This is a genomic window from Roseibium limicola (assembly GCF_017313085.1).
Lineage (GTDB): Bacteria > Pseudomonadota > Alphaproteobacteria > Rhizobiales > Stappiaceae > Roseibium > Roseibium limicola.
Genome location: NZ_JAFLNF010000003.1, coordinates 50,744 through 73,655, shown reverse-complemented (window position 1 = coordinate 73,655; position 22,912 = coordinate 50,744). Strand labels below are relative to the sequence as shown.

Here is a 22,912-nt window from a genome sequence, read left to right as displayed (position 1 = left end):
TTTGAAAAAATGCGTACTGTTTATGTGAATGGCGCCTTCGTGCCGGAGACGGAAGCCAAGGTGTCGGTGTTTGATCGCGGCTTTCTGTTTGCCGATGCCGTTTATGAAGTAACCTGCATTCTCGATGGTAAGCTCGTCGACTTCGAGGGGCACATGGCGCGCCTGCGTCGCTCGCTGGATGAGCTAAAGATGGCATCACCTGCGACCGATGAGGAGCTGTTGGCAGCTCACCGCAAGCTGGCGCAAGTCAACAACGTCAAGGAAGGTCTGATCTACCTTCAGGTCTCCCGTGGTGAAGCCGACCGCGACTTTCTTTTCCCGCCGGAAGGCACTGCACCGACACTGGTGATGTTCACCCAGGAAAAGTCGCTTCTCGCCGGGCCATCGGTCGACAAGGGCCTCAAGGTCATGACTGCCGACGACATTCGCTGGCGGCGCTGCGATATCAAGACTGTGCAGTTGCTGTATGCATCTCTCTTGAAGAACGAAGCCAAGGCCAATGGCGTCGATGATGTCTGGATGGTGCTGGACGGCATGGTGACGGAAGGCTCCTCCAACAACGCCTATATCGTCACTCAGGAAGGCAACATCGTCACCCGCCCGATCTCCAACGACATTCTGGCCGGGATCACCCGGGCGTCGCTGATGCGCTGTGCTGAAGAGCATCAGATCAAGATTGAGGAGCGCTCTTTCACTGTCGAAGAAGCCAAGGCGGCCAAGGAAGCTTTCACCACATCGGCCACCGGCATGGTGGTTCCGGTAGTCGAAATCGATGGTGTTGCATTGGGCGATGGCAAACCGGGCCAGGTTGCCAAGCGTCTGCGTGAGATCTTCATCCAGTTCTCTCGCGAAAAAGCTATCTGATCCTGCTTCCCCCCTTTTAGCAGGATCGCCGAAACGCCCGGTCATCAGACGATGGCCGGGCGTTTTGCATTTGAATGGAGGGACACGCTTCAAAGCGATTGCGGTTTTACTCCCGCCCGTCTCAGAAGCGGCAAATGCCATCCAAAGGTCGCACCGGCGGCGGCCAGCAGAATGGTTGCTGTTCCGCCGATCTGGAGAGGATGCAGGGACGTCCCCAAGAAGAGCGTGTCGATCAGCAAGGCAGCCACCGGATAAATGTAAGACAAGGCCGCCGTTAGTGTTGTCGGCAATTTCTGAATGGCGCCGTAAAGCAGCACATACATCAGGCCGGTATGAAAGAGACCGAGAGCGCCGAGGCTGGCCCAGCTGCCCGACGTCTGCGGCAAGGGCGCAGCCAGAAGCACCGGCGAGAGAAGGACAATGCCGACGCCAACCTGGATCAGCGCAATCAGATGAGGCGGCACGCCCTTGAGTTTTTTGGCGATTAGCGCCGCTCCAGCATAAAGCGCAGCCGCACCCAGTGCCAACAAGACACCGCTTGCGTAGTTGCCGGTCAGATAGTCGCCTTGTGGCTTTTCGCCGATGATCATCAGGACGCCTGCGAAAGCCAGCGTGAGCCAGGCGAGCTTCTGCGCTGTCGGGCGCTCCTTCAGCACGAGAGCGCCAAGGGCGACCAGCATGAAAGGCTGCGTGTTGTAGACAACGGTTGCCACGCCGATCCCCGCCTTGTCGTAGGCGGAAAACAGCAACAGCCAGTTGATCACGATGGCGACGCCACCGAAAGCAGCCCAAAGGGCCTGGCGCAAGGTGATGCTGCCGGGGCGAAGCAAACCGAGCGCGAAGCAGACCGGAAACAGGGCGAGAAGGCCGAAGGCGCAGCGCCAGAATACCACCTGGAACGGGCTCTGGCCGGACAGAAGCACGAAGTAGCCGATGCTGCCAGATATCAGCATCGCGGCAGACATTTCCAATGCGCCACGGGTCTGAGACTGAGTCATAATTAGGTTCTCCTATGAATATGCCTCATTTTCGCAGCAGAAGCTGGGCTTTCTCTATGTGTAAAAGTTTGTAAGAATATAAAATCGCATTTTTTAATAAGGTGATTAGAGAAAAGGGCCTTCGAAATGAAAATTGACGATATTGATCGACGCCTCCTTGAAGAGCTTCTTGCCGATGCTCGCCTGTCGCTCAAGGAGCTTGGAGGTCGCGTCGGCTTGTCGTCGCCCAGTGTCTCCGAGCGGCTGAAGCGGCTTGAAGAGGGCGGGGTCATTCGTGGTTTCACACTGGATGTCGACCCCAAGGCGCTGGGCTATCTGTTTCAAGCCATTGTCCGTGTTCGTCCCCTGCCTGGCACATTGCATGTGGTGCAGAAGCTGCTGGACGATATTCCGCAGATCATCGAATGCGACAAGGTAACGGGAGACGATTGCTTCTATGCCCGCCTCTATGTGCGCTCCATGGAAGAACTGGACACGCTGCTGGACAAGGTCGCAGAGAAAGCCGAGACGCACACGGCGGTGGTCAAGGCACAGACGGTTCAAAGGCGTCTGCCCCCGGTCGTCTGAGATTTCGACGGAACATCCTGCTGCAGATCTGCGTATTCCAGCTAAAGGAGCTGCTGCAGATGAATGAGCTGCTGGATGAACTTACCACTTCAACCTATCTGCCCCTGGCAGTCATTCTGGCTCGGATGGCTGCAGCTGTTGCATTGGGCGCACTGCTGGGTTTCGAAAGGGAGTTGAATGAGCACGCTGCCGGTTTGCGTACTCATGTGCTGATAAGTCTTTCCGCTGCCACAGTTGCGATCCTGACGATCGAGTTCCTGCATTTCGGCTCCTTCAAGCAGGAAACAGTCCGCATGGATCCAATTCGTATGGTTGAAGCTGTCACATCCGGGGTGGCATTTCTGGCTGCAGGGATGATCGTGTTCACCAAAGGGGAGGTGAAGGGGCTGACCACCGGTGCCGGAATGTGGCTTGCCGGGGCTAGCGGCCTCGCTGTGGGACTTGGGCTTTGGTCGGTCGCCATTCCAGCAGCGCTACTCGGATTTCTGGTCATCGCAGTGTTGCGCTGGGTGGAACACAGGGTGGTCAGCCGGTCCAAATCCGAGCTTGAGCAGGACCGAAATAGCTGAGCAGGTTCAGCTGTCCAGTTTCCATTCGCGGTAGACGATGAACAGACCGCTGGCGACGATCACGGAGGCTCCAACGTAAGTCGCCGTGTCGGGGATCTCGCTCCAGAAAACATATCCGAGCAAAGTCGCCCAGAGCAGAGCAGTATAGTCGAAGGGGGCCACGGCTGGGGCAGGCGCAAACCGGAACGCCTGGGTCATTAACGTCATTCCGGCGGTGCCGAACACGGCAATGCCGAAGAAAAACCAGATGTCTTTTCCCTGAACCGGCAGCCAGAAAAATGGCGCAGCCGATGCACTCAGAAGAGTTCCAACGCCCACGAGATAGACCATCATGGTCCAGACACTCTCGCGCGGATCGACCCAACGGGCACTGATCATCAGCAAGGCGTAAAGAACTGCTGTTGCGATTGGCAAGAGTGAGGCCGCCTGGAAGGTATCGCTGCCGGGCCGCACGACAATCAGAACGCCGACAAACCCGACCAATACGGCAAGCCAGCGCCGCCATCCGACCTGCTCGCGCAAGACCAGCGCGGACAGCGCGCAAATGAACATGGGGGCGGCGAAAATCAGCGTCGTGGCTTCTGCCAGTCCGAGCAACCCCAGACTGGTGAAGAACATTGTAGCGGCGACGATCCACAACAAGCCGCGCAAGAGATGAGCGGCGGGTCGATAGGATTTTAAAGCCGCAACGCCACCCATTTTCCAGGCAATCAGGGCTGCAAAAGGCAGAGCAATGATGCTGCGTAGAAACAGAACCTGCACCGGATAATAGCTGCTGCTCAATGTCTTGGCGATCGCGTCATTGACGCAAAGACATGCCACACCGGCACACATCAGCAGGATACCGGTGGTGGTGCGTGCGCGAAGTGCGTCTGCCGCCGTTGCCATGCCTCTTCCTCCCGACCGTACTCTTGCTTGTGCTGACTTCCAGGGTTCGAGGTTCTGTCGCAGGTCGGTTGCAAAGCCGCAAGGTCAGCAGCGGGCCAAACTGTGCGGTCACACTGGTCTTTGCGTTTGAGGGGCTCTCTGCTAAAAGCCCGGCCATGACCACATCGAAACGCCTTTATTCCGAGCATCAGCCGCGCTTTGCCATTGCGCCCATGATGGCATGGACAGACCGGCACTGCCGCGCATTCCATCGGCAGTTGAGCCGTCATGCACTGCTCTATACGGAGATGGTGACAACAGGTGCGGTCATTCATGGTGACCGGGACAAGATTCTGGGATTTTCCGATCTCGAACACCCGATTGCCTGCCAGCTTGGTGGATCTGAACCCGAGGCGATGGCCGCTTCAGCCAAGATAGTTGAGGATTGGGGCTATGACGAAGTCAATATCAACGTTGGCTGTCCGTCAGACCGGGTTCAGTCTGGCGCCTTCGGTGCATGCCTGATGCTTGAACCGCAGCTGGTCGCGGATTGCGTCAAGGCGATGAAGGATGTCGTCGATATTCCCGTGACGGTGAAATGCCGCATCGGTGTTGACGAGCAGGATCCGGAGCCGGCGTTGGATGCCATCGCCGATGCGGTTGTAACAGCGGGCGCCGATGCGCTCTGGGTACATGCCCGCAAAGCTTGGTTGAAAGGCCTGAGTCCGAAGGAGAACCGCGATATTCCACCGTTGGATTACGACCGGGTTCGCCGATTGAAGAGTCGCTTTCCTGACCTGTTCATCGGAATTAATGGCGGCATCGGCGACCTTGAATTGGCCGAGACATTTCTGCCGGAATTCGACGGAGTCATGCTCGGGCGTGCGGCCTATCACACGCCGCAGATGATGGGGGAGGTCGATCGCCGGGTCTATGGCGATACCGGTGAAGACATATCTCCCTGGCAGGCGGTGGAAGCCTATTTGCCCTATATCGAGGCCCGGCTGTCAGAGGGCGCGCGGCTGTCAAACATCACCCGCCACATGCTCGGCCTGTTTCATGGCCGCCCGGGTGCCCGCTCTTGGCGCCGTATTCTGACTGTTGAGGCGGTCAAGCCGGGTGCGGGTACCGAAGTGGTGGAAAAGGCCCTTGCGGCGGTTCAGCCTCAAGATCATGCTGACGACGATTTTTCTGAGTCTGATATTGGATCCGGTGAGGCAGCCTGACGCTGATACAGGATCCTTCAGTCCCTGCCTGAAGGTAATTTAAACAAGATGGACTTTGCGACGATCGCCGGCAGCTTCCAGATCATGGATGCCGTCTGGCTCGCTCTCGCCCTGATCGGGGCCGGCGCCATCGCCGGTTTTCTGGCAGGGCTTTTTGGCATTGGCGGCGGCGCTGTTCTGGTGCCGGTTCTCTACCAGTTTCTGACGATCCTGCAGGTCGATGAAAGTGTGCGGATGCACATTTCTGTCGCGACCTCTTTGGCGATCATCGTGCCGACCTCGTTGCGCTCCTTCATGGCGCACAAGCGCCGTGGCGCTGTCGATCTTGATCTTCTGCGTTCCTGGCTCATTCCCTTGCCTCTGGGGGTGGTTGTCGCCTCGCTACTGGCGGCTTACGTTTCAGGTGCCGAGCTGAAGGGCATCTTTGCCGTTCTGGCACTGGTGCTGGGTCTTCGAATGCTCTTCGACAAGCGCGGGGCCAAGATTGCCGACGACATTCCAGGCTTTCCGATTCGTCCTGTCTGTGGCGCGCTGATCGGATTTTTCTCCACATTGATGGGCATCGGCGGCGGAGTGATGAACAATACCTTCATGACCCTCTACGGACGCCCGATCCATCAGGCCGTCGCCACGTCCTCCGGCACCGGCGTGCTGATTTCCATTCCCGGCACCATTGGCCTGATCTGGGCTGGGTGGGGCTCTGACTATCTGCCGCCGTTCTCGCTCGGCTTCGTTAATCTGCTCGGTGTTGCGCTGATCATTCCGGTCACCATCCTGATGGCACCTTTGGGTGTTCGCGTCGCGCACGCCACGAGCCGTCGCAAGATGGAGCTGGCTTTTGGAGCGTTTCTGCTGGTGGTGTCAGCCCGCTTTTTTGCGAGCCTTGCCGGTTTCTAATCTCAAAAAGTAGCACTCTTTATGGAGTTAGAACGAGCTTGTCCCCTTCAATCCGCCAGCTTTTCAGACGATCAAGGGCACGCATGCCCAGCAAACTGGTCTCCAATGTGCCGTCGCGGGCGACAAAGGCTCGCAGGTCGGTCAGCCGCAGGTCGGCAATTTGCAGTTCGTTGATCTGGACTGGGGCGACCATGGCGCGGCCGTTGGCGGTGCGGACCGGGATTGTGAAGATGAGGTTTTCCGGATCATATCCTGCTGCCTGCGCGTCCTGGTAAGTCAGCACGACTGTGCTGGCGCCGGTGTCGAACAGCATCTCCGTTGATTGGCCGTTGACGTCGGCGCGCACCTGGAAATGCCCGGAGCGGTCACGCACCACCAGTATATTGCCATCCTCCTGCGGCACAGCAAGACCGGGGGCAAGGGCTCCGAGCACCCGGTAGCCGCCATTGATCATGTCGTGGCGAAACGTATAGCCGACAACCAGTACGGCGATCAGACCACCCCAGAAAAAGGTGCCACGCACGATGTCGCCAACTTTGGGTTGTTGGAACAAAAGGCTGGCGACGAACACGAACGCCAGCACCGACATCGCCACAAGCCGGGGACCGGTTGTGTCCATGTCAAGCTCGGATGGATCTGTCGCGGGGCCAAACAGCCAGTAGAGACCAAACCCCATGATTGCCAGCACCAGAACACCTAGAGCAATACCGCGAATCTGCCGCATCATTGAGCCTCCGTCCGTTGGGCAGGCGTGCGGGTGGGAAGCTCAGCCATGATGTGCGCCCGTTGAGTGTCGGAATAGCGTGACCAGCTGCCGATTTCCTCAAGGCTGCGATGACAGCCAAGGCAGAGCCCCGTGACGGGATGGATCTGGCAGGTTTTGTTACAAGGTGTCTTCATGCATTGGGATATAGGCAGGCTTGGCGGATCCCGCCAGTCTCTGGCCGTTACCGTCTCCCGCTCGCAAGTGAGATCGGTAGAGTGATCAGGGCAGTTGGAAGGGTCACGGCGACTTGAGCAGTCGACAGGACAAAGCTGCCCAGATCCTGACCCGCTTGTCCGATTTGGTTCGGGCCATTGGGGTCGAAGCTTGTCAGGTCTTGCTGGCTCAGGACGTCGGCCAGTTGCGGAGCTGCTGCGGCAATTTCGGCAAACTTCGAATGGTTGGTGACATCGCTGCCCTTGATGCTCGTCAGATTGATGACAATGGCACCCAACTCCGCCAGCTCCTTGCCATCGCCGTAGGACCCAACCCGCGATTTCCCTCCGGCAATGCGCTGCGAAATGTTCAAGGCGCGATCATCTTCCGAAACCAGAATGACGAAGGGCTTGCTCGGCTTGCCCATCGCCATCAGCTGCTCCTTGAAAACATCGATGTCGATGTCAGGAGCTGCCAGTATGACCTGCGTCACCCTGCGGTCGAGCTGCAACCGCTCCTTGATCGGCAACTGCCGAGCCGTCTCCATCATCAGCCAGTTGCCCATGGAGTGGGCCAGGATGAAGATGTTTTCTGCCTTGCTGTCGGCAATGTCGGCGACCGTTTGCTGCAAGGCAGTGCGGGCCACCAGAGCACTGTTGAGGTCGTAGACGTAGTCGGTCAGGCTGCCGCGCGACGCCCAACTGAAATGCACAGGAACGCCGGTAAATCCGCTGTCATGGACGAACTGGGTGAAACGATAGAGCCCCTCGGCAAACAAAGTGTTGTAGCCATGGATAAACAGGAAAACGCTGCGTTCGCTCTTCGGTTTGGCCATCAGTCTCTTGTTCAGGTCCGCTTTCCAAGCTGCCCGGTCTTTTAGATAGGATGCTTCGCGTGCTGTGAAATCCGTGGCCGGATTGCCTGGTGCGGCATTCGGCCATTCGATCTGGCCGGCTGCGTGGCCCGGAGGGACGCTGATTTCGGCCTCCGCGTAATTGGCCAGCATCGACCGCTCGCCATTGAAGTAGGTCCCAGGGCGTTCATCCTTTTCACGTGTCGAGACGATCAGGATGTCATGCTTGGTGGTGCCTGGCGCATCCTCTTCGCTGACCTGCAAGGCGCCCGTGACCGGGCGCGCTCCGCAGCCGGCAAGAAACAGGCAGACGAGGAGCGTTGCAATCAGGCGGGTGGTCGAGGTTTCTGGCTGCATTTCAACTTTACGGAACGGGGGAGGAAAGCACATGACGGGAAACTGGCACGCGGCGAGCGCAACCGCAATCCTCGCCAATCACATCACATTGGGGCCAGTTGCAAGCCGATTAAAAAGCAGATCACGGCGATTTGTTGTGCTGCTCCCAGAACATCGCCGGTTGTTCCGCCGATCTTGGAGACGGCGAGGCGCCCGACACCGTAGGCGCCAGCACTGGCCAGAAGACCGCCAAGTGCCAGATTGAGCAGGGGAACGCTTATGAGACAAGTCAGCAGAGCCAACCCGCAAATCAGGGCGGCGGCATTTACCTGAACAGCGTCGGGTTTGCCAAAGCGTGCGCCAAGCCCGCCCGGTCGGGCGGAAGGATGAGATCGCCACTGCCAGATCATAAGGCCACGGCTGAGCGCTTCGCCGACAACAAGCGGCACGACGGCCCAGCCGTCCAGAGCCTGCAGCAGGCCAGCCAGAAGCAATACCCTGAGAAGGATCGCGATCGCCAGCGTCAGCGCTCCAAAGGCACCCACCCGGCTGTCCTTCATGATCTCCATGCGTCGTTTCGGGGTCGTGCCACCGAAAAAGCCGTCAACAACGTCGCCTAGCCCATCTTCGTGCAGGGCCCCGCAGACTGCCACCAGCAGCGCGACCGCTAAAGTTGCCACGACCAGATCGGGGAGGGGCGTCAAACCGAGGACGAGAGTGAGTAGGGCTGCGGGGGCAGAGATCACCAGGCCCGCCAAAGGAGCCGCGTAGGAAATTCGGGAAAAGTCCGGTGCAGCGTCGATCCGGTCCAAGGGACCGGCGGGAGGCAAGGGCAGTCGCGAAAAGAACCGGACACAGGCGGCGACATCGCTGGCAACCTGAAGCGGGTGCCATTTCCTGAGAACCTGTTTCAGGCTTTTGGCCCAGGATCTGTTTTCGCCATCATCCATGGTGCGCTGCCCGTCCCGACCTTGTGTTTTTCACGGCCCCCGTTATAGATCGGCGCACATGACAAACCAAGTGCGGCGGAGGTTGCTGTCTGCGCCCCAACGACGGCCAAAAGTGCCGTGCCGCTTTGTTGTCCCACTTCAATATGCCAGGAGCCCTTGCCTGATGTCTTTCTCCGAATCCGCGCTTCCCTTTGAAGATATTCGCAACCTGGTGAAGTCCATGCCGGGGCCGGATGAGGATGCTCTGCAGGCGGTGAAAGCCCGCGATGCCCAATTGACCAAACCAGCAGGCTCTCTCGGCAAGCTGGAAGAGCTCGCAGAGTGGCTGGCAGCCTGGTCCGGCAAGTCTTCACCAAAGGTGACGCGTCCGCTCGTGGCGATCTTCGCCACGTCTCATGGTGTCGCCGACAAGGGCGTTTCGGCCTTTCCGAGCTCGGTCAATGCACAGATGGTCGAGAACTTCGCTGCCGGTGGTGCTGCAATCAATCAGATCTGCCGTTCCAATGACATCGGCCTGAAGGTCTTCGATCTGGCTGTCGAAATCCCGACGCCGTCGATCACCGAAGAAGATGCGATGGATGAAGCCAATTGCGCTGCAACCATGGCCTACGGCATGGAGGCTCTGGCTGGCGGCGTGGATCTCATCTGTCTGGGTGAGATGGGCATTGGCAACACAACGGTTGCAGCAGCTGTTCTCAATGGTCTCTTTGGTGGTCAGGCTGCTGACTGGATCGGTCGCGGCACTGGTGTTGACGATGCCGGTCTTGCGCGCAAGCGCGAAGCAGTCGAACAGGCCATTGCCCGATTGGGTAACGAAAAAGATCCGCTTGAGGTGCTGCGCAAGATTGGCGGTCGCGAGATTGCCGCCATGGCAGGCCTGATTGTGGCCGCCCGTCTGCAGCGGGTGCCTGTGCTGGTTGACGGCTTTGTCACCACCGCAGCGGCAGCTGTCGTTTACGCCATGGATCCGACTGGCCTCGACCATTGCCAGTTCGCTCATATTTCGGCTGAAGCCGGGCACCGGCGGGCACTGGAGACCATGGGCAAGGAAGCTCTGCTTGATTTCGGAATGCGCTTGGGTGAGGGCACAGGAGCCGCTCTGGCCGCGGGCATCGTCAAGGCAGCTGCCGAAACTCACAATGGCATGGCAACCTTCTTGCAGGCTGGGGTCAGCTCCAAGGACGCCTGACCCGCATCACTGTTAGCTCACCAGGCGCATTAGTATCTGCGCAGCGGGGAACTCGGCCCAGGTCGCGGCGCTCAGGCGGTGCGACGGGCGTCTTCTTCGTCGAAGGCTGGTACCGCGTCGAAAAGCGCCGGCGCCTCGCTCGAAAGCCGTGAAGCGGGCAGGGTAAAGCTGGCGTTGGTGCCCTGACGCACCTTGGACGTCAGCTTGAAGGTGCCGCCGTGCATGGCAACCAAGGCCTGCACGATGGACAGGCCGAGGCCGGTTCCGGGTTCGGCGCTTTGAATGGCAACTGATCCCTGGCCAAAGGCCTGCAAAACCACGGGAAGCTCCGTCTCCGGAATTCCGGGCCCATTGTCTGAGACGCTGATGCGGATCCCGCCGTGGGAGGTGCTTTCCATTCGAACTTCGACACGGCCGTCGACCGGAGTGAACTTGATGGCGTTCGACATCAGGTTGAGGATCACTTGCCGCAGGGCGCGCTCATCCGCCCACACTCGGCCGATGTCCACATCATGGGTTTCGATCAGTTCAATATTCTTCGACTTGGCGCGGATCTGCATCATGGCCATGCAGTCTTCAGCCAGATCCGGCAGGTCCAGGAACCCTTCGTGCAGCTCATAACGTCCGGCCTCGACGCGGGACAGGTCGAGGATCTCATTGATCAGGTTCAACAAATGTGAGCCCGAGGAATGAATGTCTGCGGCGTAGGACTTGTAGGTCGGGTTCTGCATAGTCCCGAGGATTTCATCCTTCATCACCTCCGAAAAGCCCAGGATGGCGTTCAGCGGCGTTCGCAACTCATGGCTCATGGTGGCCAGGAAGCGTGACTTCGCAAGATTGGCTTCCTCAGCCCGACGTCTGGATTCGTCCGACATGGCGTTGGCTGTTTCCAGCTCGGCGATCAGGTGGTCCTTCTCCGCCCGGTATTCCAGCATCGTGTTGGCGTTTTTCAAAAGCTGGTTGCCGAGGATCAGGAAGAAGCCTTGCGATCCCAGCGCCATCGCGGCCAACGTGAACTGCATCGGTTCGGGATGCTGAAGGAAGGTCGCCGTCAAGGTCAGAGACACGGGCAGTGTACCCGCCAGAAGCGCGCGCGGCAGGGTTGCCGATTGCATTGTGTTCATCGCCACGACGATCAACATCGCGGCAAACTGGAAAACCAGAAAGCCGTCGCTTACCTCCGTGTGGCGGGGGAGCAGGAAGAATGCCGCCCATGAGCAGCCATAGAGCAGGTCGCCAAGTGCAAACCGACGCAGCCATGGACGTTTGGCGCGCCGGGTAGAGCTGGCCCGCTCGTAGGATCGGCAAGTGGCAACTGTCAGGATGTGCATGCACAATGTGCCGACGAACCAGCAGCCGACCAGTGCCGGGTGGATCCACAAGCTGGCGATGGCGGCAATCACCAACGCCAGAAGTGGCACGGCGAACGTCGAACTGATACGCGTGTCGGCAAACAGATGCAGGCGTTCTTGTTCGAAGGTACTGCTGTCAGGGTCGCGCAGGCCGATATGACTGCGCGCGGTGCGCAGGGTGCGTGCCATCTCACGTCGGCGCTTTGCCCGTTCACGGTTGACGACCGTGCGGGTGTGAGCCGAAGTGGTGTTGGTATCTGAGCTGGGGGCCTGAGGGGCCATGTGCCGACGAAACCCTTTCGAAAGCCTGACTGAGTGGGTGTGTGTTGGACATATCCTGATCAGAATTTCTTAAGAACAGGCTCAGTTTCATGGTGAACGAAACGTAAAAATATCAAGGGCTTGGATGGAATGGCGGAATCATGTCGTGAAAGCGGGGAGCTGGCAGAACTGGCCGGCGCAATCAGCTCTTGCAGGATCTGCGTGGAAGCCCCGGTTTCCAAGCCATTGCCGCACGAGCCCCGCCCGGTACTGCAGGTTTCATCCTCCGCACGTCTGTGTATCTGTGGACAAGCGCCGGGAACACGAGTCCATAAATCCGGCAGGCCCTTCACGGACCCGTCTGGTGACCGGTTACGCACGTGGTTGGGGATCGATGAAGACGTATTTTATGATGAAAACCGCTTGGCGATCGTGCCCATGGGATTCTGTTTTCCGGGGCTGGACGCAAAAGGGGGCGACTTGCCGCCACGCAAGGAATGTCGCCTGACGTGGCATGACCGTCTCTTTACGCTGCTGCCACAGGTCGAGTTGGTCCTGACCATCGGTCAATACGCGCAGGCCTATCACCTCGGGAGCGAACGTAAGAAGACATTGACGGAAACGGTCACGAATTGGCGGGATTATCTGGAGGATGAGACACGCAGCCCCGCAGTGCTGCCCTTGCCGCATCCTTCTTGGCGCAACAATGCCTGGCTTCGCAAGAACCCCTGGTTTGAAACAGACCTCTTGCCAGTTCTGCGCGGTCGCGTGGCGAAGCTGGTGGCGCGTCCGTCTGAAGTCTAGCGTTGATGGAATCTGGAAAATCGTTTCATAATGCCGGTTACATTGACTTTGGACTAGGATGGGCGCAAGGATTTGAGGTTATCTGAGGTATGATATTCCACCTCCGTCGCTCTTACGCAGATCGCTAATTCCCTTCTAGGGCCTGGAAGAACCATGATTGACCGCATTGACCGCCGCATTCTGTCCATTCTCCAGGAAGACTGCACTATCCCCGTTGCTGAAATTGGCCGTCGTGTGGGCCTGTCCACCACGCCCTGCTGGCGCCGTATCCAGAAGATGGAAGAAGACGGGGTGATCACGGGGCGGGTGGCGTTGCTCGATCCGAAGAAGGTCAACGTCAAGGTGACGGCCTTCGTCGCGATCACGACCTCTCAGCATACGGAAGACTGGCTGAAGAAATTTGCTGATGTGATCAGGGAGTTTCCGGAAGTGGTTGAATTCTATCGAATGGCAGGGCAGGTCGATTACCTGCTTCGCGTCTCGGTTCCTGATATCGATGCCTATGACGACTTCTACAAGCGCCTGATCGCGAAGATCGAGATCACGGATGTCTCTACAACTTTCGCCATGGAGCAGATCAAATACACGACCCAGCTGCCGCTGGGCTATGTACCGGCCGAAAAGCCCAAGGGCAGCGCCTCCTGAGCTGAAAAGCGCCCACTGTGACGTTGGGGCAAGGGCGCGGATCTGACGATCCGCGCCTTCTTCTCAGGCGCCTTTTGGCTTTTCCAGGCGGGTCAGCAGCGACGACGTATCCCAGCGCCCACCGCCCATCTCCTGCACGTCGGCGTAGAACTGGTCGATCAGCGCCGTTGCCGGCAGCCTGGCTCCGGTGTCGTTCGCGGTTTTCAGGCAGATGCCCAGGTCCTTGCGCATCCAGTCCACGGCAAAGCCATAGTCGAACTTGCCTTTTTCCATGGTTTCCCAACGGTTCTCCATTTGCCACGACTGTGCTGCGCCACCGCGAATGGCAGAGATGACAGTCGCGACATCAAGGCCCGCCTGCTTGGCAAAGTGGATGGATTCTGACAAACCCTGAACGATACCTGCGATACAGATCTGATTGCACATCTTGGTCAGCTGGCCAGCGCCACTTTCGCCCATCAGGCCGACGAACTTGGCAAAGGAATCAATGGCCGGTTTGGCGCGGTCGAAGACATCCTGATCGCCACCGCACATCACAGTCAGCACGCCGTTTTCTGCCCCCGCCTGGCCGCCGGACACCGGCGCGTCGATGAAGCCGCAACCCTTTTCCTTTGCCGCAAGGTACAACTCACGTGCCACTGCCGCCGAAGCCGTGGTGTTGTCGATAAAGATAGCATCGGATTTCAGAGCGGAGAAAGCGCCGTCGGGCCCTATGGTGACAGCGCGCAGGTCGTCATCATTGCCGACGCAGGCGAAGACGAAGTCACAGTCTTTAGCTGCTTCTGCTGGGGTCGAAGCGTACTGACCGCCGAATTCGGTCGCCCATTTTTCCGCCTTGTCAGTTGTGCGGTTGTAGACGGTCACGTCGTGCCCGCCCTTGGTCTTGAGGTGGCCAGCCATGGGATACCCCATTACGCCCAGCCCGATGAATGCAACCTTCGCCATGAGAACTCCTCCGCTGAAAAGTGACAGGCCCTGCATTGTTGGGCCTGTCACGTCACTGTGGAAGATGTGTAGCGCATTCACTTTTGCCTGTCAGGAGATAGACCTAGATCCAGAAGGTGAAGCGATTGCGTGGACGCCGGATTTCGCGGTTCTCAGGCGCCGCATCAGATACGTGGTGCAACCTCTGCTGGGGAACGGGCAAAGGGCGGGTGAACTGGCCCAAACGGGTGGCGGTCAGAATGCTCTCAGCGTATGTGTTAAACATGGTCTTACGTCCTCTGTTTGCTTTCGGTGCTTGAAACATGAGGTCATTGCTGAATTAATGCCAGTCAGGATAATTTTTCAAATGTAAGCTGGAATTACATATGAGTTTTCGCCACCTTCCCCCCTTGACCGGACTGCGGGCTTTCGCAGCTGTCGCCCAGACCAACAGCTTCTCCGCAGCCGGACGGGAGTTGAACGTCACCCATGCTGCTGTCAGCCAGCAGGTGCGCGCATTGGAAACCCATCTGGGCACAAGGCTGGTGGAGCGGGCAGGGCGCGGGGTGTCCCTGACCGCCGATGGGGCGCGGCTGGCTGAGGGCCTGATGGAGGGATTCGCGGTGATCTCTGAGACCGTCGACGATATTCTGCGCGGCAACACCGAAAGGCCGCTCAATGTGACGGTGACGCCCTCTTTTGCGGTCAGCTGGCTGATGCCGCGCATCTCAGACTTCAAGCAGATCCATCCGGAGATCGAGCTGATGCTCAATCCGACGTCGCAAGTTGTGGATCTGGCGGCGAGCGATGTGGATGTTGCGGTTCGATATGGCGGCGGCGAATGGCCGGGCCTGCTGTGCGAACCGCTGCTGTTGTCGGGGTATGTGGTGGTTGGCGCGACCAGCCTTGTGGGCAAGGATACGGTCTATCAGCCGTCTGATCTTCAGGACTTCCCCTGGCTGCAGGAGCTGGGCACCAATGAGCTGGCGCAATGGTTGGAACGTCAGGGCGTGGTGCCTCGCTCAAAGCTCAATATCACCCATTTGCCAGGCTACATGGTGCTGGATGGCGTGCGGCGGGGAACGGGGATCACGGCTACGGCACGGATCTTTGTGGAAAGCCTGATTCAGGCCGGTCACTTGCGCGTTCTGGCTGAAGAATTGCGTCCGGAGGCGTCCGGCTATCATATCGTCAGAGGCAAAGGCGAACCGCGTCCGCCGCTCAAGAAGTTTATCCATTGGATCAAACGCAAAGCGGCGGAAACGGAAGTCCAGTGCGGTGGCCTTTAGTCAGATCAGATGATCTCGAGTGCCTGTTCCATATCGCCAATCAAATCATCCAGGTGCTCGATGCCAATGGATAGGCGCAGCAAGGTGACGGGAATGCCGGATTCTGGGCCCTCAATGGTCTCGCGGTGTTCGATCAGGCTTTCCACTCCACCCAGTGATGTCGCGCGCTGGAAGAGATTGAGCGCACCAGCAACCTTCAGGGCGTCATCTTTGGAGCCTTTGAGGATGAGGCTCATCAATGAGCCGTAGCCACCAGACATCTGAGCTTTCGCAAGCTCATGCCCTTCGGCGCTTTCAAGCCCCGGATAAAGCACTGCTTCCATCTTGGGGTGGCCGTCGAAGTGCTCTGCGAAGGCCTGAGAGTTGGCATTCATCCGTTCAACTCGCAGACCCAGCGTGCGCAGACCGCGCAGCAGCAACCAGGCTTCAAAAGATCCCATCACCGCGCCGGCCCCATGACGCTCGGCACGAATGAACTCCCACGCCGGTGAGGTTGGGTCGGTGCAAGTAATCACACCACCGAGAACATCCGAGTGGCCGTTCAGTGCCTTGGTCGCGGAGTGCATCACCAGATCGGCCCCCAGCTGCAGTGGCTTCATGATCAGCGGCGTTACAGCCGTGGCATCGACGCAGACCACCGAGCCGAATGACTTCGATATCTCCGACACCTTGGCGATGTCGACCACTTTCAGGAAAGGGTTGCTTGGTACTTCGATAAAGATGAGGTCAGGCTTTGTCGTAGCGATCTGATCAGCAAGCACCTGTAGGTCGGTTGCATCCACTTCCACAAGGGCGATGTTGGAGCGCTCACAGGTCTTGCGAAAAAACACCGTGGTGCCCCAGTAAATGCCGGCCTGCAGCAGAATGGTGCCGCCCGGTTTCACTGTCCGCACGATTGCTGCAATCGCCGCCATGCCCGAGGCAAAAAGCCGGCTTTCTGCGCCGTCTTCCAGAGTGGCGATGAGCCCCTCGACCTTGCGAAACACATCATTGTGGTCGCGTGAGTAGAGATGCCCCTCGGAGACCAGCTCATAGGCTTCGTCGCGCACGAAGGTCGTGGCCATCGGAATGGGGGGAACCACGGCACCAGTCGCCTTGTCGTAGCCCCCGCCACCGTGGGCGAGAAGGCTGTTGGTGTGCAGTGCTTTTGGTGTCTTTTTCTGAGAAGTCATATCGTGAAAGCTCCGCGCTGAATTGAGCTCTCTTTTGACGAATTGCCCGTCGTCTGGTCAAGGCCAGATCGTGACGTATCGAATTTTCGGCAGGGAGACGGCGATGGATTCAGATGATCTGCTCAGCGCTGGAGGTGGCGTGTGAGGCGACGTTCCAACCGGTCCCAGATCTGACGTAGTATTTCAACGATCAGCAGATAGAAAACCGCCGCCCAGATATAGGCCTGGAAGTCGAAGGAACGCGAGAAGGCTCGCCGGGTTTCGCCCATCAGGTCGAAGACCGTCACGATGGAGGCAATGGCCGAACCTTTGACCATCAGGATGATCTCATTGCCATAGGGGCGCAGGGACACCATCAGGGCTTGCGGCAGGATGATCTTCCAGAAGATGATCGGGCGGGATAGGCCAAGCGCTTGTGCGCCTTCCCATTGGCCCTTGGGCACACTCTGGATTGCGCCACGCAGAATTTCTGCCTGATAGGCGGAAGTGTTCAGCGAGAAGGCGAATATCACGCAATACCAGGCATCTCGGAAAAACCACCACAATCCTATTTCCTGCAGCTCCGGCCGAAAGGAGCCGGCCCCGTAGTAGATCAGGAACGTCTGGGCGAGCAGTGGCGTGCCACGGAAAATATAGACGTAGGCATAAGCCGGCAGGAAAAAGATCTTGCGCTTGGACGACCTCCCGGCGGCGATCGGTAGCGACAGCAGCGAACCTATGGCTAGGGAAATGACAACGATCTGGATCGTGGTCCATATGCCGTCCAGATAATCGGACCAGTATTTCAGCACAAACGGGCTGGCGACATTGCTGGCAAGATACCAAAGCAGAGAGGCTCCGGCCACAATCCACAATGCCATGAGCACATGGCCGATGATACGGGTCGAGCTCCATGGCTGGGGCCGCGGCGGTGGTGGTGCTTTCGGACTTATGACGGCGAGGGAAATGCTCATCGTGAAGCCTCCCCGCGCTTGGCGTATGCATCAATGCGCGACAGGCCGATTGAGGAAAGGATCGCCAGCACCAGATAGATCAGGAAGGCAATGCCGAAGAACAGGAACGGCTCCTTGGTGATCCGCGCAGCCATACCGGCTTGGCGAACCAGGTCTGCCAGGCCGATCACCGAAACGAGGGCGGTGTCCTTCAGCAGGATCAGCCAGAGATTGCTCAAGGCGGGCAGGGAGAGGCGGAGCAGCTGCGGTGCAATCACCAGCACCATTGTTTGACGTTTGGAGAGACCCAGCGCGTAGCCGCCTTCATACTGGCCTTGCGGAATGCCTTGAAAGGCCGAGAGGAAAGCTTCCGAGGCATAGGAGGAAAACACCATCGCCAGCGCGATCATACCCGCTGCAAAGGAATTCACCTCGATATAGGCATCGAAGCCGAGCATCTGTGTCAGCTGTTGTAAGCCGATTTGCACACCGTAATAGACGAGAAACAGCGTCAGGAGTTCGGGCAGCCCGCGAAAAATGGTTGTGTAGATGTTCGCAGCCAGCCGCAGGCTTTGATCTTCGGAGCGTTTGGCAAGAGCCAGCAGGAAGCCGAGCACCAGGCCGAAAGGGATCGTCGCAATGGCAAGACTGACGGTGATGAAGACGCCAGTCGCGATTTCATCTCCCCACCCGGCGTCACCGAAAGAAAGAAGCGTGAGTAAGTCATCCATTCCTTCGGCGCTGCTTTCCTAGTCAGTTGTGCAGTGTGCGCCAGACCAGAAAAACTTGGCCTGTGAAAGTTTGACCCGTGGCAGGAAATGCCACGGGTCACCATATTTGAAGGGGTATTTAGCCGCCAAAAACGTCGAAATCAAAGTATTCCTTGTTGATTTCTTCGTAGGTGCCGTTCTCGCGAATGGCAGCGATGGCCTTGTCGAACATGGCCTTCAGGTCGCCGTCTTCCTTCCGGATCGCGATGCCTGCGCCTTCGCCGTGGATTTCGAGAACCGGATCGATCGTGCCGAGGATTTTGCAGCAAGCGCCGTCTTCGGTGGCGAGCCACTCGGAGAGAACGACAACGTCATCGATAGCCGCATCAATCCGGCCGGAAACCAGATCGAGCTTATACTCATCCGGTGTCGGATAGAGCTTCAGATCGGTGGAAGGCAGCTTTTCTTCCGCGAAGTTGGAATGGGTCGTGGAAGACTGTGCACCGAGAGCGACGCCATCCAGATCGGCATCAGTCACGCCGGTCAGTTTGCTGTCTTTCGGGACGACGATCGCCGGCGGCGTATTGTAGTACTTGCCGGTGAAGTCGACCTTTTCCTTGCGCTCTTCAGTGATCGACATGGACGCGATGATTGCGTCGAACTTGCCGGCGAGAAGCGCCGGGATCATTCCGTCCCAATCCTGAACAACGAATTCGCATTCGACTTTCATTTCGGCGCAAAGGGCCTTGGCGATGTCGATGTCGAACCCGACCAGCTGACCATCAGCGGTCATGGTGTTGAACGGAGGGTAGGCGCCTTCTGTTCCGATGCGAACTTTTGACCAATCGGCGGCCTGTGCGCCGGCAAGGGTTCCCAAGAGAACGGTGGTAGCTGCAGCGATACGCTTCAAAAGCATAAGTTATTCCCCTTTTTGTGTCGCATTGAGGCTGGAGGGCCAAGCCTTCCAGAACCCGATGCGATGATTTCGCTGTAGTTCAGCATAAAATTCAAGCATGCCCAATAAAAAAACATACTTTTACGTGGAGATGTTTCTCGCAAGGGTTGAGGTTTCGCTGCGTGATGTCACGTGTGGTTACGCAAGCAGGGCTGTGCCGATCAAAGAGCCGGTAATTTAGTCTGGTCTGTCAGGCGGCAAAGTCGGTCACTGCAGAAGCCTCAGCACTGTGCGCTCAGCTTATCAGCCCCATGCCGGAAAACGGCAGGAATGTCACAAGGCTGCCCTCCTTTACGGAGCGCGTCTCTTCGGCGATTTCGATGAGGCCATCGGCTTCGCGCAAGCCAGTGATCAGGCCGGAGCCATCCTTTTGGAACTTCTTTACCCGGCTCATTCCCAGGGTATCAGTAACCAACGTGCCCCGGTAGTACTCGCGACGATCTGGTTTTTTCTTCGGGACAGCGAAATCTGCCGGCACCTGAAACCGTTGCGGCTCCAAAAACTCACCGCCAGAAAGTCGGCTGATCACTGGGCGCCCATACAGAAGAAAACAGACCATTGCGGCGACGGGGTTTCCCGGCAGACCCAGGACAACCGTGTTGCCGATCTGACCGAACATCATGGGGCGACCAGGCTTGATGGCAAGCTGCCACATATGGCGATGACCAAGCCGGGTCAAAGCGGTGCCGACATGGTCTTCTTCGCCCTTGCTGGCGCCGCCAGTGGTAAGAATCAGATCGCATTGGTCGGCGGCAGCGGCCAGAGCGGCTTCCACGGTCTCCTGCTTGTCTTCCAGAATCCCCAGATCTTCGATCTCTACGGGCAGACTGGACGCCAGGGCCTTCAGCAAGAAAGTGTTGGAATCGTAGACTTCTCCGACAGACAGCGGTTCGCCTGGTCGCTTCAGTTCATCCCCGGTGGCAAACAGGCCGATCTTCAGTTTTGCGAAGACGTTGACATGGGCCATGCCGATGGACGCAAGGCCTGCGATGTCCTGGGCGCGCAGACGATGGCCGGAGGGCATCAGTTGGGCGCCTGCGGTCAGGTCCTCGCCAGCCTTTCGGCAGTTCGCCCCAGCTTTCAGTCCGCTCGGAACGATAACAAAGGATTTGCCATCCTGTTCATGCGTTTCGCAATCTTCCTGCATCGCCACGGTGTCGGCCCCATCGGGCATGACGGCGCCGGTGAATATCCGCGCAGCGCCTCCTGGTGCCAGGGTTTCCGCTGCCGGGTGACCGGCGGCGATCCTGTGGCGAAGCTGGAAGAACCCGCCTGCTGGCTCATGATCGGAAAACCGGAAGGCATACCCGTCGACGGCGGAATTGTCGCAAAGCGGCACATCCTGCGGGGCATGAACCGCTTCGGCCAGAACGCGCCCCATGGCCTCATGCAACGCAACAGTCTGGGTCGGGACGACCGGGGCAATCCGGCTCCGCAGGATCTCCAGGGCCTCCGCGTGCCGGAGCCTGTCCTTGTCGTGCAGAAAACAATCGTTGAGGAGGGTGTCAGCCTTGGTCATGTCCCGGTTTTTAAGCCGGTTTTCTGGCAAATGAAATCGGCGATTGCCGAAATGTCGTTGAGATCGAAGACAGGAAGATGCGTTTCGGCCACCGGGTGATCTGCCGCGATGGCCTGAATGGCCGGATCCTGATCGCTGAGCGGAGTGTCTTTGGTGCTTCCAAGGCGCCGCGCCTCGATCTTGGGGTGACTTTCTCTCTTGTAGCCCTCGATGAGCACCAGATCGCAGGGCGACAGCCGCTTCAGGATATCGGTCAGAGGCGGCTCGTCGTCTTCCCGCAACTCATGCATCAGGGCCCAGCGGCGGCCAGAGACCAGTGCCACTTCGCTCGCCCCGGCTTCCCGGTGGCGGTAGCTGTCGGTACCGGGTGTGTCCACATCGAAGGCGTGATGGGCGTGTTTGACGGTCGAGACCTTCAGTCCGCGCGCTGTCAGCGCACTGACTAGCGCTGTGACAAGTTGTGTCTTGCCCGAGTTTTTCCAGCCGGTGACACCGAAGATGGGAGGGGTTGTCATGCGGGTGTGTCGGATCCTGCTGCCTGATTGCGTTCGACTTGGCTGAGGACGGCTCGGGCGGTGTCCAGATCTTCGGGGCGATTGGCGTTGAAGAAGGGATCCAGTCCGGTTTCTGCATCGTCGTCGAAATCGACTTCGATACTGTCATGGCGTTCCACCCAGGCTAGAACCTTGCCGCTTTTACCAGCCTCCAGCCAGGCCTGCAGGTCATCAGCCAAGGCCACTGGCCAAAGTCCGAAGACCGGATGAAGCCGTCGGCGTGAACATGCGAGAGCAATTACCGGCGCAGCCGAGGGGAGGTGAGTGCTCAGGCGTGCAATCAGGTCCCGCGGAAAAAACGGAGTGTCGCCGGCAATCGAAACGACATGACTGACGCTGGGAGCGGTCTCACGCGCATGCATCAGGCCTGCTAGAATTCCCGCCAGAGGCCCTTGGTGGCCCTCGATCGGATCGGCCACCACCGGTAGGCCGAAGTTGGCAAACCGTGCCGGGTCGCCATTGGCGTTTAGTATCACCTCTGTCACCTGTGGCTTCAAGCGTTCCAGAATGAGGCCCAGCATGGAGTTTCCACCCATGTCGAGAAGCGTCTTGTCACCGCCTCCCATACGGCGGGACTGCCCCCCGGCCAGAACGCAGGCAAGAACAGAGGGGTCGGGTCGGGATAGGGGACTGGAGCTCATTCGCCTTCCATGCTTCCTTTGCGCGAGGCTCGTGGAGGTTCTGCCTCAACGAGGTCAGGCGACAGATCAAAGTCAATTCTGTCCTGGCCTGCCAGGGCGACGAAGCGTTTGCCTCGGGCGCGACCGATCAGCGTCAGCCCGGCCTTGCGCGCCAGCTCGACACCCCAGGCGGTGAAGCCGGAGCGCGACACGAGGATCGGAATGCCCATCATGACGGTCTTGATCACCATCTCGGAGGTGAGGCGCCCGGTGGTATAGAAAATCTTGTCTTCCGCAGGGATGTTGTTCAGCGTCATCCAGCCGGCGATCTTGTCGACTGCATTATGCCGACCGACATCTTCCATATAGACCAAGGGCTTGTCCTTGCAGGCCAGCACGCAGCCATGGATGGCGCCTGCTTCGAGATACAGGGAGGGCGTGGTGTTGATGGCCTTCGTCAGGGCATACAGCCAGGAGGTTTTCATGCGAGCTGTTTGAGGCAGGCGCATGTCCTCGAACCCGTCCATGACATCGCCGAAAACAGTGCCCTGAGCACAGCCGGAGGTGCGCACCTTCTTCTTCAGCTTTTCCTCATAGTTGGTTTCCCGCTCGGTGCGGACCACAACGACTTCGAGATCATCGTCGTAGTCAATGGCGGTGATGACATCGTCCGGCTCCAGCATGTTCTGGTTTTTCAGATAGCCAACCGCGAGCAAGTCCGGGTGGTCGCCGATGGTCATCATCGTTACGACTTCCTGAGCGTTCAGGTAAAGGGTCAGGGCCTTTTCGGTGACAACCTTGGTCGCTACCATCTGGCCATCCTGATCCATGCCGTCCACACTGGTTGATAAACCGGCGGAATGCGGGTCAGGGCGCAGCAGATAGCTGTCGAAAGGGGAGGAGTCGCTGCTCATTTGATCTCGAGGTTACGGGACATAAC

Annotated in this window: 26 protein-coding genes; 9 read left to right on the top strand and 17 right to left on the bottom strand. The window is 58.5% G+C overall.

Annotated elements, in window-relative coordinates; translation table 11 throughout:
* Nucleotides 1-9 precede the first annotated feature (9 nt).
* Nucleotides 10-864, top strand: a complete 855-nt coding sequence (locus tag J0X15_RS07595) for a D-amino-acid transaminase (RefSeq protein ID WP_206939442.1) — start codon at nt 10-12, stop codon at nt 862-864.
* A gap of 89 nt (nt 865-953) precedes the next feature.
* Here the strand turns inward: J0X15_RS07595 and J0X15_RS07590 are convergent, their stop codons facing one another.
* On the bottom strand, nt 954-1,862 hold the full coding sequence (locus J0X15_RS07590) for a DMT family transporter (protein WP_206939440.1): 909 nt from the start codon (nt 1,860-1,862) through the stop codon (nt 954-956).
* 126 nt (nt 1,863-1,988) lie between these two features.
* On the opposite strand from J0X15_RS07590, the gene J0X15_RS07585 reads away from it, so the two are divergent.
* Complete coding sequence (locus tag J0X15_RS07585; RefSeq protein ID WP_206939438.1) at nt 1,989-2,429, top strand: Lrp/AsnC family transcriptional regulator; 441 nt, start codon at nt 1,989-1,991, stop codon at nt 2,427-2,429.
* 59 nt (nt 2,430-2,488) lie between these two features.
* A complete protein-coding gene (locus tag J0X15_RS07580) occupies nt 2,489-2,998 on the top strand; it encodes an MgtC/SapB family protein (protein WP_206939436.1) in 510 nt (169 codons plus the stop codon).
* A gap of 6 nt (nt 2,999-3,004) precedes the next feature.
* On the opposite strand, the gene J0X15_RS07575 is transcribed toward J0X15_RS07580, so the two are convergent.
* Complete coding sequence (locus tag J0X15_RS07575) at nt 3,005-3,886, bottom strand: DMT family transporter (protein WP_206939434.1); 882 nt, start codon at nt 3,884-3,886, stop codon at nt 3,005-3,007.
* A gap of 155 nt (nt 3,887-4,041) precedes the next feature.
* On the opposite strand from J0X15_RS07575, the gene dusA reads away from it, so the two are divergent.
* The gene (gene dusA, locus J0X15_RS07570; RefSeq protein ID WP_206939432.1) at nt 4,042-5,091 is read left to right on the top strand and encodes a tRNA dihydrouridine(20/20a) synthase DusA; all 1,050 of its coding nucleotides are present in this window, start codon (nt 4,042-4,044) and stop codon (nt 5,089-5,091) included.
* Nucleotides 5,092-5,139: 48 nt separating this feature from the next.
* Nucleotides 5,140-5,988 carry a sulfite exporter TauE/SafE family protein gene (locus J0X15_RS07565; protein WP_231710333.1) on the top strand — a complete coding sequence of 283 codons (849 nt, stop codon included), beginning with the start codon at nt 5,140-5,142 and terminating at the stop codon, nt 5,986-5,988.
* A 19-nt stretch (nt 5,989-6,007) separates the two neighbouring features.
* Here the strand turns inward: J0X15_RS07565 and J0X15_RS07560 are convergent, their stop codons facing one another.
* The 4 genes from J0X15_RS07560 to J0X15_RS07545 all read right to left on the bottom strand — a co-directional run bounded on the left by J0X15_RS07560 (nt 6,008) and on the right by J0X15_RS07545 (nt 9,046).
* Nucleotides 6,008-6,715, bottom strand: a complete 708-nt coding sequence (locus J0X15_RS07560) for a retropepsin-like aspartic protease family protein (RefSeq protein WP_209015170.1) — start codon at nt 6,713-6,715, stop codon at nt 6,008-6,010.
* Nucleotides 6,712-6,888 carry a DUF1289 domain-containing protein gene (locus tag J0X15_RS07555; protein ID WP_206939430.1) on the bottom strand — a complete coding sequence of 59 codons (177 nt, stop codon included), beginning with the start codon at nt 6,886-6,888 and terminating at the stop codon, nt 6,712-6,714. The genes J0X15_RS07560 and J0X15_RS07555 overlap by 4 nt, the downstream gene beginning before the upstream one ends.
* Nucleotides 6,889-6,935: 47 nt before the next feature.
* Nucleotides 6,936-8,117 carry an alpha/beta hydrolase gene (locus tag J0X15_RS07550; protein ID WP_206939429.1) on the bottom strand — a complete coding sequence of 394 codons (1,182 nt, stop codon included), beginning with the start codon at nt 8,115-8,117 and terminating at the stop codon, nt 6,936-6,938.
* Nucleotides 8,118-8,200: 83 nt separating this feature from the next.
* Entirely contained in the window at nt 8,201-9,046 is an 846-nt protein-coding gene (locus J0X15_RS07545) for an adenosylcobinamide-GDP ribazoletransferase (RefSeq protein WP_206939427.1), read from the bottom strand.
* 163 nt (nt 9,047-9,209) lie between these two features.
* Here J0X15_RS07545 and cobT point away from each other — a divergent pair, with 163 nt between their 5' ends.
* Entirely contained in the window at nt 9,210-10,235 is a 1,026-nt protein-coding gene (cobT, locus tag J0X15_RS07540) for a nicotinate-nucleotide--dimethylbenzimidazole phosphoribosyltransferase (RefSeq protein WP_206939424.1), read from the top strand.
* A 71-nt stretch (nt 10,236-10,306) separates the two neighbouring features.
* Here cobT and J0X15_RS07535 read toward each other — a convergent pair whose 3' ends face one another.
* A complete protein-coding gene (locus J0X15_RS07535) occupies nt 10,307-11,869 on the bottom strand; it encodes a sensor histidine kinase (protein ID WP_206939422.1) in 1,563 nt (520 codons plus the stop codon).
* A 129-nt stretch (nt 11,870-11,998) separates the two neighbouring features.
* Between J0X15_RS07535 and J0X15_RS07530 the strand changes: the two genes are divergently transcribed.
* Both J0X15_RS07530 and J0X15_RS07525 read left to right on the top strand, forming a co-directional pair.
* Nucleotides 11,999-12,652, top strand: a complete 654-nt coding sequence (locus tag J0X15_RS07530) for a uracil-DNA glycosylase family protein (protein WP_206939420.1) — start codon at nt 11,999-12,001, stop codon at nt 12,650-12,652.
* 156 nt (nt 12,653-12,808) lie between these two features.
* A complete protein-coding gene (locus tag J0X15_RS07525) occupies nt 12,809-13,297 on the top strand; it encodes an Lrp/AsnC family transcriptional regulator (protein WP_456239066.1) in 489 nt (162 codons plus the stop codon).
* A gap of 63 nt (nt 13,298-13,360) precedes the next feature.
* Here the strand turns inward: J0X15_RS07525 and J0X15_RS07520 are convergent, their stop codons facing one another.
* Entirely contained in the window at nt 13,361-14,242 is an 882-nt protein-coding gene (locus J0X15_RS07520) for an NAD(P)-dependent oxidoreductase (protein ID WP_206939416.1), read from the bottom strand.
* A 103-nt stretch (nt 14,243-14,345) separates the two neighbouring features.
* Nucleotides 14,346-14,507, bottom strand: a complete 162-nt coding sequence (locus tag J0X15_RS07515; protein WP_206939415.1) for a hypothetical protein — start codon at nt 14,505-14,507, stop codon at nt 14,346-14,348.
* Nucleotides 14,508-14,607: 100 nt separating this feature from the next.
* Between J0X15_RS07515 and J0X15_RS07510 the strand changes: the two genes are divergently transcribed.
* Complete coding sequence (locus J0X15_RS07510) at nt 14,608-15,510, top strand: LysR family transcriptional regulator (RefSeq protein ID WP_206939414.1); 903 nt, start codon at nt 14,608-14,610, stop codon at nt 15,508-15,510.
* Between the two features lie 5 nt (nt 15,511-15,515).
* Here J0X15_RS07510 and J0X15_RS07505 read toward each other — a convergent pair whose 3' ends face one another.
* From J0X15_RS07505 to J0X15_RS07470, 8 genes are all read right to left on the bottom strand, one after another.
* Nucleotides 15,516-16,682, bottom strand: a complete 1,167-nt coding sequence (locus J0X15_RS07505; RefSeq protein WP_206939413.1) for a trans-sulfuration enzyme family protein — start codon at nt 16,680-16,682, stop codon at nt 15,516-15,518.
* 122 nt (nt 16,683-16,804) lie between these two features.
* A complete protein-coding gene (locus tag J0X15_RS07500; RefSeq protein WP_206939412.1) occupies nt 16,805-17,635 on the bottom strand; it encodes an ABC transporter permease in 831 nt (276 codons plus the stop codon).
* Nucleotides 17,632-18,345 (bottom strand): ABC transporter permease, encoded by a 714-nt coding sequence (locus tag J0X15_RS07495; protein WP_206939411.1) that lies wholly within the window; start codon nt 18,343-18,345, stop codon nt 17,632-17,634. The genes J0X15_RS07500 and J0X15_RS07495 overlap by 4 nt, the downstream gene beginning before the upstream one ends.
* A 118-nt stretch (nt 18,346-18,463) precedes the next feature.
* The gene (locus tag J0X15_RS07490; protein WP_206939410.1) at nt 18,464-19,240 is read right to left on the bottom strand and encodes an ABC transporter substrate-binding protein; all 777 of its coding nucleotides are present in this window, start codon (nt 19,238-19,240) and stop codon (nt 18,464-18,466) included.
* Nucleotides 19,241-19,514: 274 nt separating this feature from the next.
* Nucleotides 19,515-20,798, bottom strand: a complete 1,284-nt coding sequence (locus J0X15_RS07485) for a molybdopterin molybdotransferase MoeA (RefSeq protein WP_206939409.1) — start codon at nt 20,796-20,798, stop codon at nt 19,515-19,517.
* A complete protein-coding gene (mobB, locus tag J0X15_RS07480; protein WP_206939408.1) occupies nt 20,795-21,313 on the bottom strand; it encodes a molybdopterin-guanine dinucleotide biosynthesis protein B in 519 nt (172 codons plus the stop codon). The genes J0X15_RS07485 and mobB overlap by 4 nt, the downstream gene beginning before the upstream one ends.
* On the bottom strand, nt 21,310-21,993 hold the full coding sequence (gene mobA, locus J0X15_RS07475) for a molybdenum cofactor guanylyltransferase MobA (protein WP_206939406.1): 684 nt from the start codon (nt 21,991-21,993) through the stop codon (nt 21,310-21,312). The genes mobB and mobA overlap by 4 nt, the downstream gene beginning before the upstream one ends.
* Nucleotides 21,990-22,886, bottom strand: a complete 897-nt coding sequence (locus tag J0X15_RS07470; protein WP_206939404.1) for a formate dehydrogenase accessory sulfurtransferase FdhD — start codon at nt 22,884-22,886, stop codon at nt 21,990-21,992. Before J0X15_RS07470 ends, mobA begins: the two co-directional genes overlap by 4 nt.
* Nucleotides 22,887-22,912 lie beyond the last annotated feature (26 nt).

Excerpts from the sequence above, each read along its gene's own strand:
- mobB (WP_206939408.1), bottom strand. The coding sequence starts at position 21,313 with ATGACAACCCCTCCCATCTTCGGTGTCACCGGCTGGAAAAACTCGGGC.
- J0X15_RS07490 (WP_206939410.1), bottom strand. The coding sequence starts at position 19,240 with ATGCTTTTGAAGCGTATCGCTGCAGCTACCACCGTTCTCTTGGGAACC.
- J0X15_RS07585 (WP_206939438.1), top strand. The coding sequence starts at position 1,989 with ATGAAAATTGACGATATTGATCGACGCCTCCTTGAAGAGCTTCTTGCC.
- J0X15_RS07495 (WP_206939411.1), bottom strand. The coding sequence starts at position 18,345 with ATGGATGACTTACTCACGCTTCTTTCTTTCGGTGACGCCGGGTGGGGA.
- J0X15_RS07565 (WP_231710333.1), top strand. The coding sequence starts at position 5,140 with ATGGACTTTGCGACGATCGCCGGCAGCTTCCAGATCATGGATGCCGTC.
- J0X15_RS07560 (WP_209015170.1), bottom strand. The coding sequence starts at position 6,715 with ATGATGCGGCAGATTCGCGGTATTGCTCTAGGTGTTCTGGTGCTGGCA.
- dusA (WP_206939432.1), top strand. The coding sequence starts at position 4,042 with ATGACCACATCGAAACGCCTTTATTCCGAGCATCAGCCGCGCTTTGCC.
- J0X15_RS07510 (WP_206939414.1), top strand. The coding sequence starts at position 14,608 with ATGAGTTTTCGCCACCTTCCCCCCTTGACCGGACTGCGGGCTTTCGCA.
- cobT (WP_206939424.1), top strand. The coding sequence starts at position 9,210 with ATGTCTTTCTCCGAATCCGCGCTTCCCTTTGAAGATATTCGCAACCTG.
- J0X15_RS07520 (WP_206939416.1), bottom strand. The coding sequence starts at position 14,242 with ATGGCGAAGGTTGCATTCATCGGGCTGGGCGTAATGGGGTATCCCATG.
- mobA (WP_206939406.1), bottom strand. The coding sequence starts at position 21,993 with ATGAGCTCCAGTCCCCTATCCCGACCCGACCCCTCTGTTCTTGCCTGC.
- J0X15_RS07530 (WP_206939420.1), top strand. The coding sequence starts at position 11,999 with ATGGCGGAATCATGTCGTGAAAGCGGGGAGCTGGCAGAACTGGCCGGC.
- J0X15_RS07580 (WP_206939436.1), top strand. The coding sequence starts at position 2,489 with ATGAATGAGCTGCTGGATGAACTTACCACTTCAACCTATCTGCCCCTG.
- J0X15_RS07485 (WP_206939409.1), bottom strand. The coding sequence starts at position 20,798 with ATGACCAAGGCTGACACCCTCCTCAACGATTGTTTTCTGCACGACAAG.
- J0X15_RS07500 (WP_206939412.1), bottom strand. The coding sequence starts at position 17,635 with ATGAGCATTTCCCTCGCCGTCATAAGTCCGAAAGCACCACCACCGCCG.
- J0X15_RS07595 (WP_206939442.1), top strand. The coding sequence starts at position 10 with ATGCGTACTGTTTATGTGAATGGCGCCTTCGTGCCGGAGACGGAAGCC.
- J0X15_RS07590 (WP_206939440.1), bottom strand. The coding sequence starts at position 1,862 with ATGACTCAGTCTCAGACCCGTGGCGCATTGGAAATGTCTGCCGCGATG.
- J0X15_RS07470 (WP_206939404.1), bottom strand. The coding sequence starts at position 22,886 with ATGAGCAGCGACTCCTCCCCTTTCGACAGCTATCTGCTGCGCCCTGAC.
- J0X15_RS07545 (WP_206939427.1), bottom strand. The coding sequence starts at position 9,046 with ATGGATGATGGCGAAAACAGATCCTGGGCCAAAAGCCTGAAACAGGTT.
- J0X15_RS07555 (WP_206939430.1), bottom strand. The coding sequence starts at position 6,888 with ATGAAGACACCTTGTAACAAAACCTGCCAGATCCATCCCGTCACGGGG.
- J0X15_RS07575 (WP_206939434.1), bottom strand. The coding sequence starts at position 3,886 with ATGGCAACGGCGGCAGACGCACTTCGCGCACGCACCACCACCGGTATC.
- J0X15_RS07515 (WP_206939415.1), bottom strand. The coding sequence starts at position 14,507 with ATGTTTAACACATACGCTGAGAGCATTCTGACCGCCACCCGTTTGGGC.
- J0X15_RS07550 (WP_206939429.1), bottom strand. The coding sequence starts at position 8,117 with ATGCAGCCAGAAACCTCGACCACCCGCCTGATTGCAACGCTCCTCGTC.
- J0X15_RS07505 (WP_206939413.1), bottom strand. The coding sequence starts at position 16,682 with ATGACTTCTCAGAAAAAGACACCAAAAGCACTGCACACCAACAGCCTT.
- J0X15_RS07535 (WP_206939422.1), bottom strand. The coding sequence starts at position 11,869 with ATGGCCCCTCAGGCCCCCAGCTCAGATACCAACACCACTTCGGCTCAC.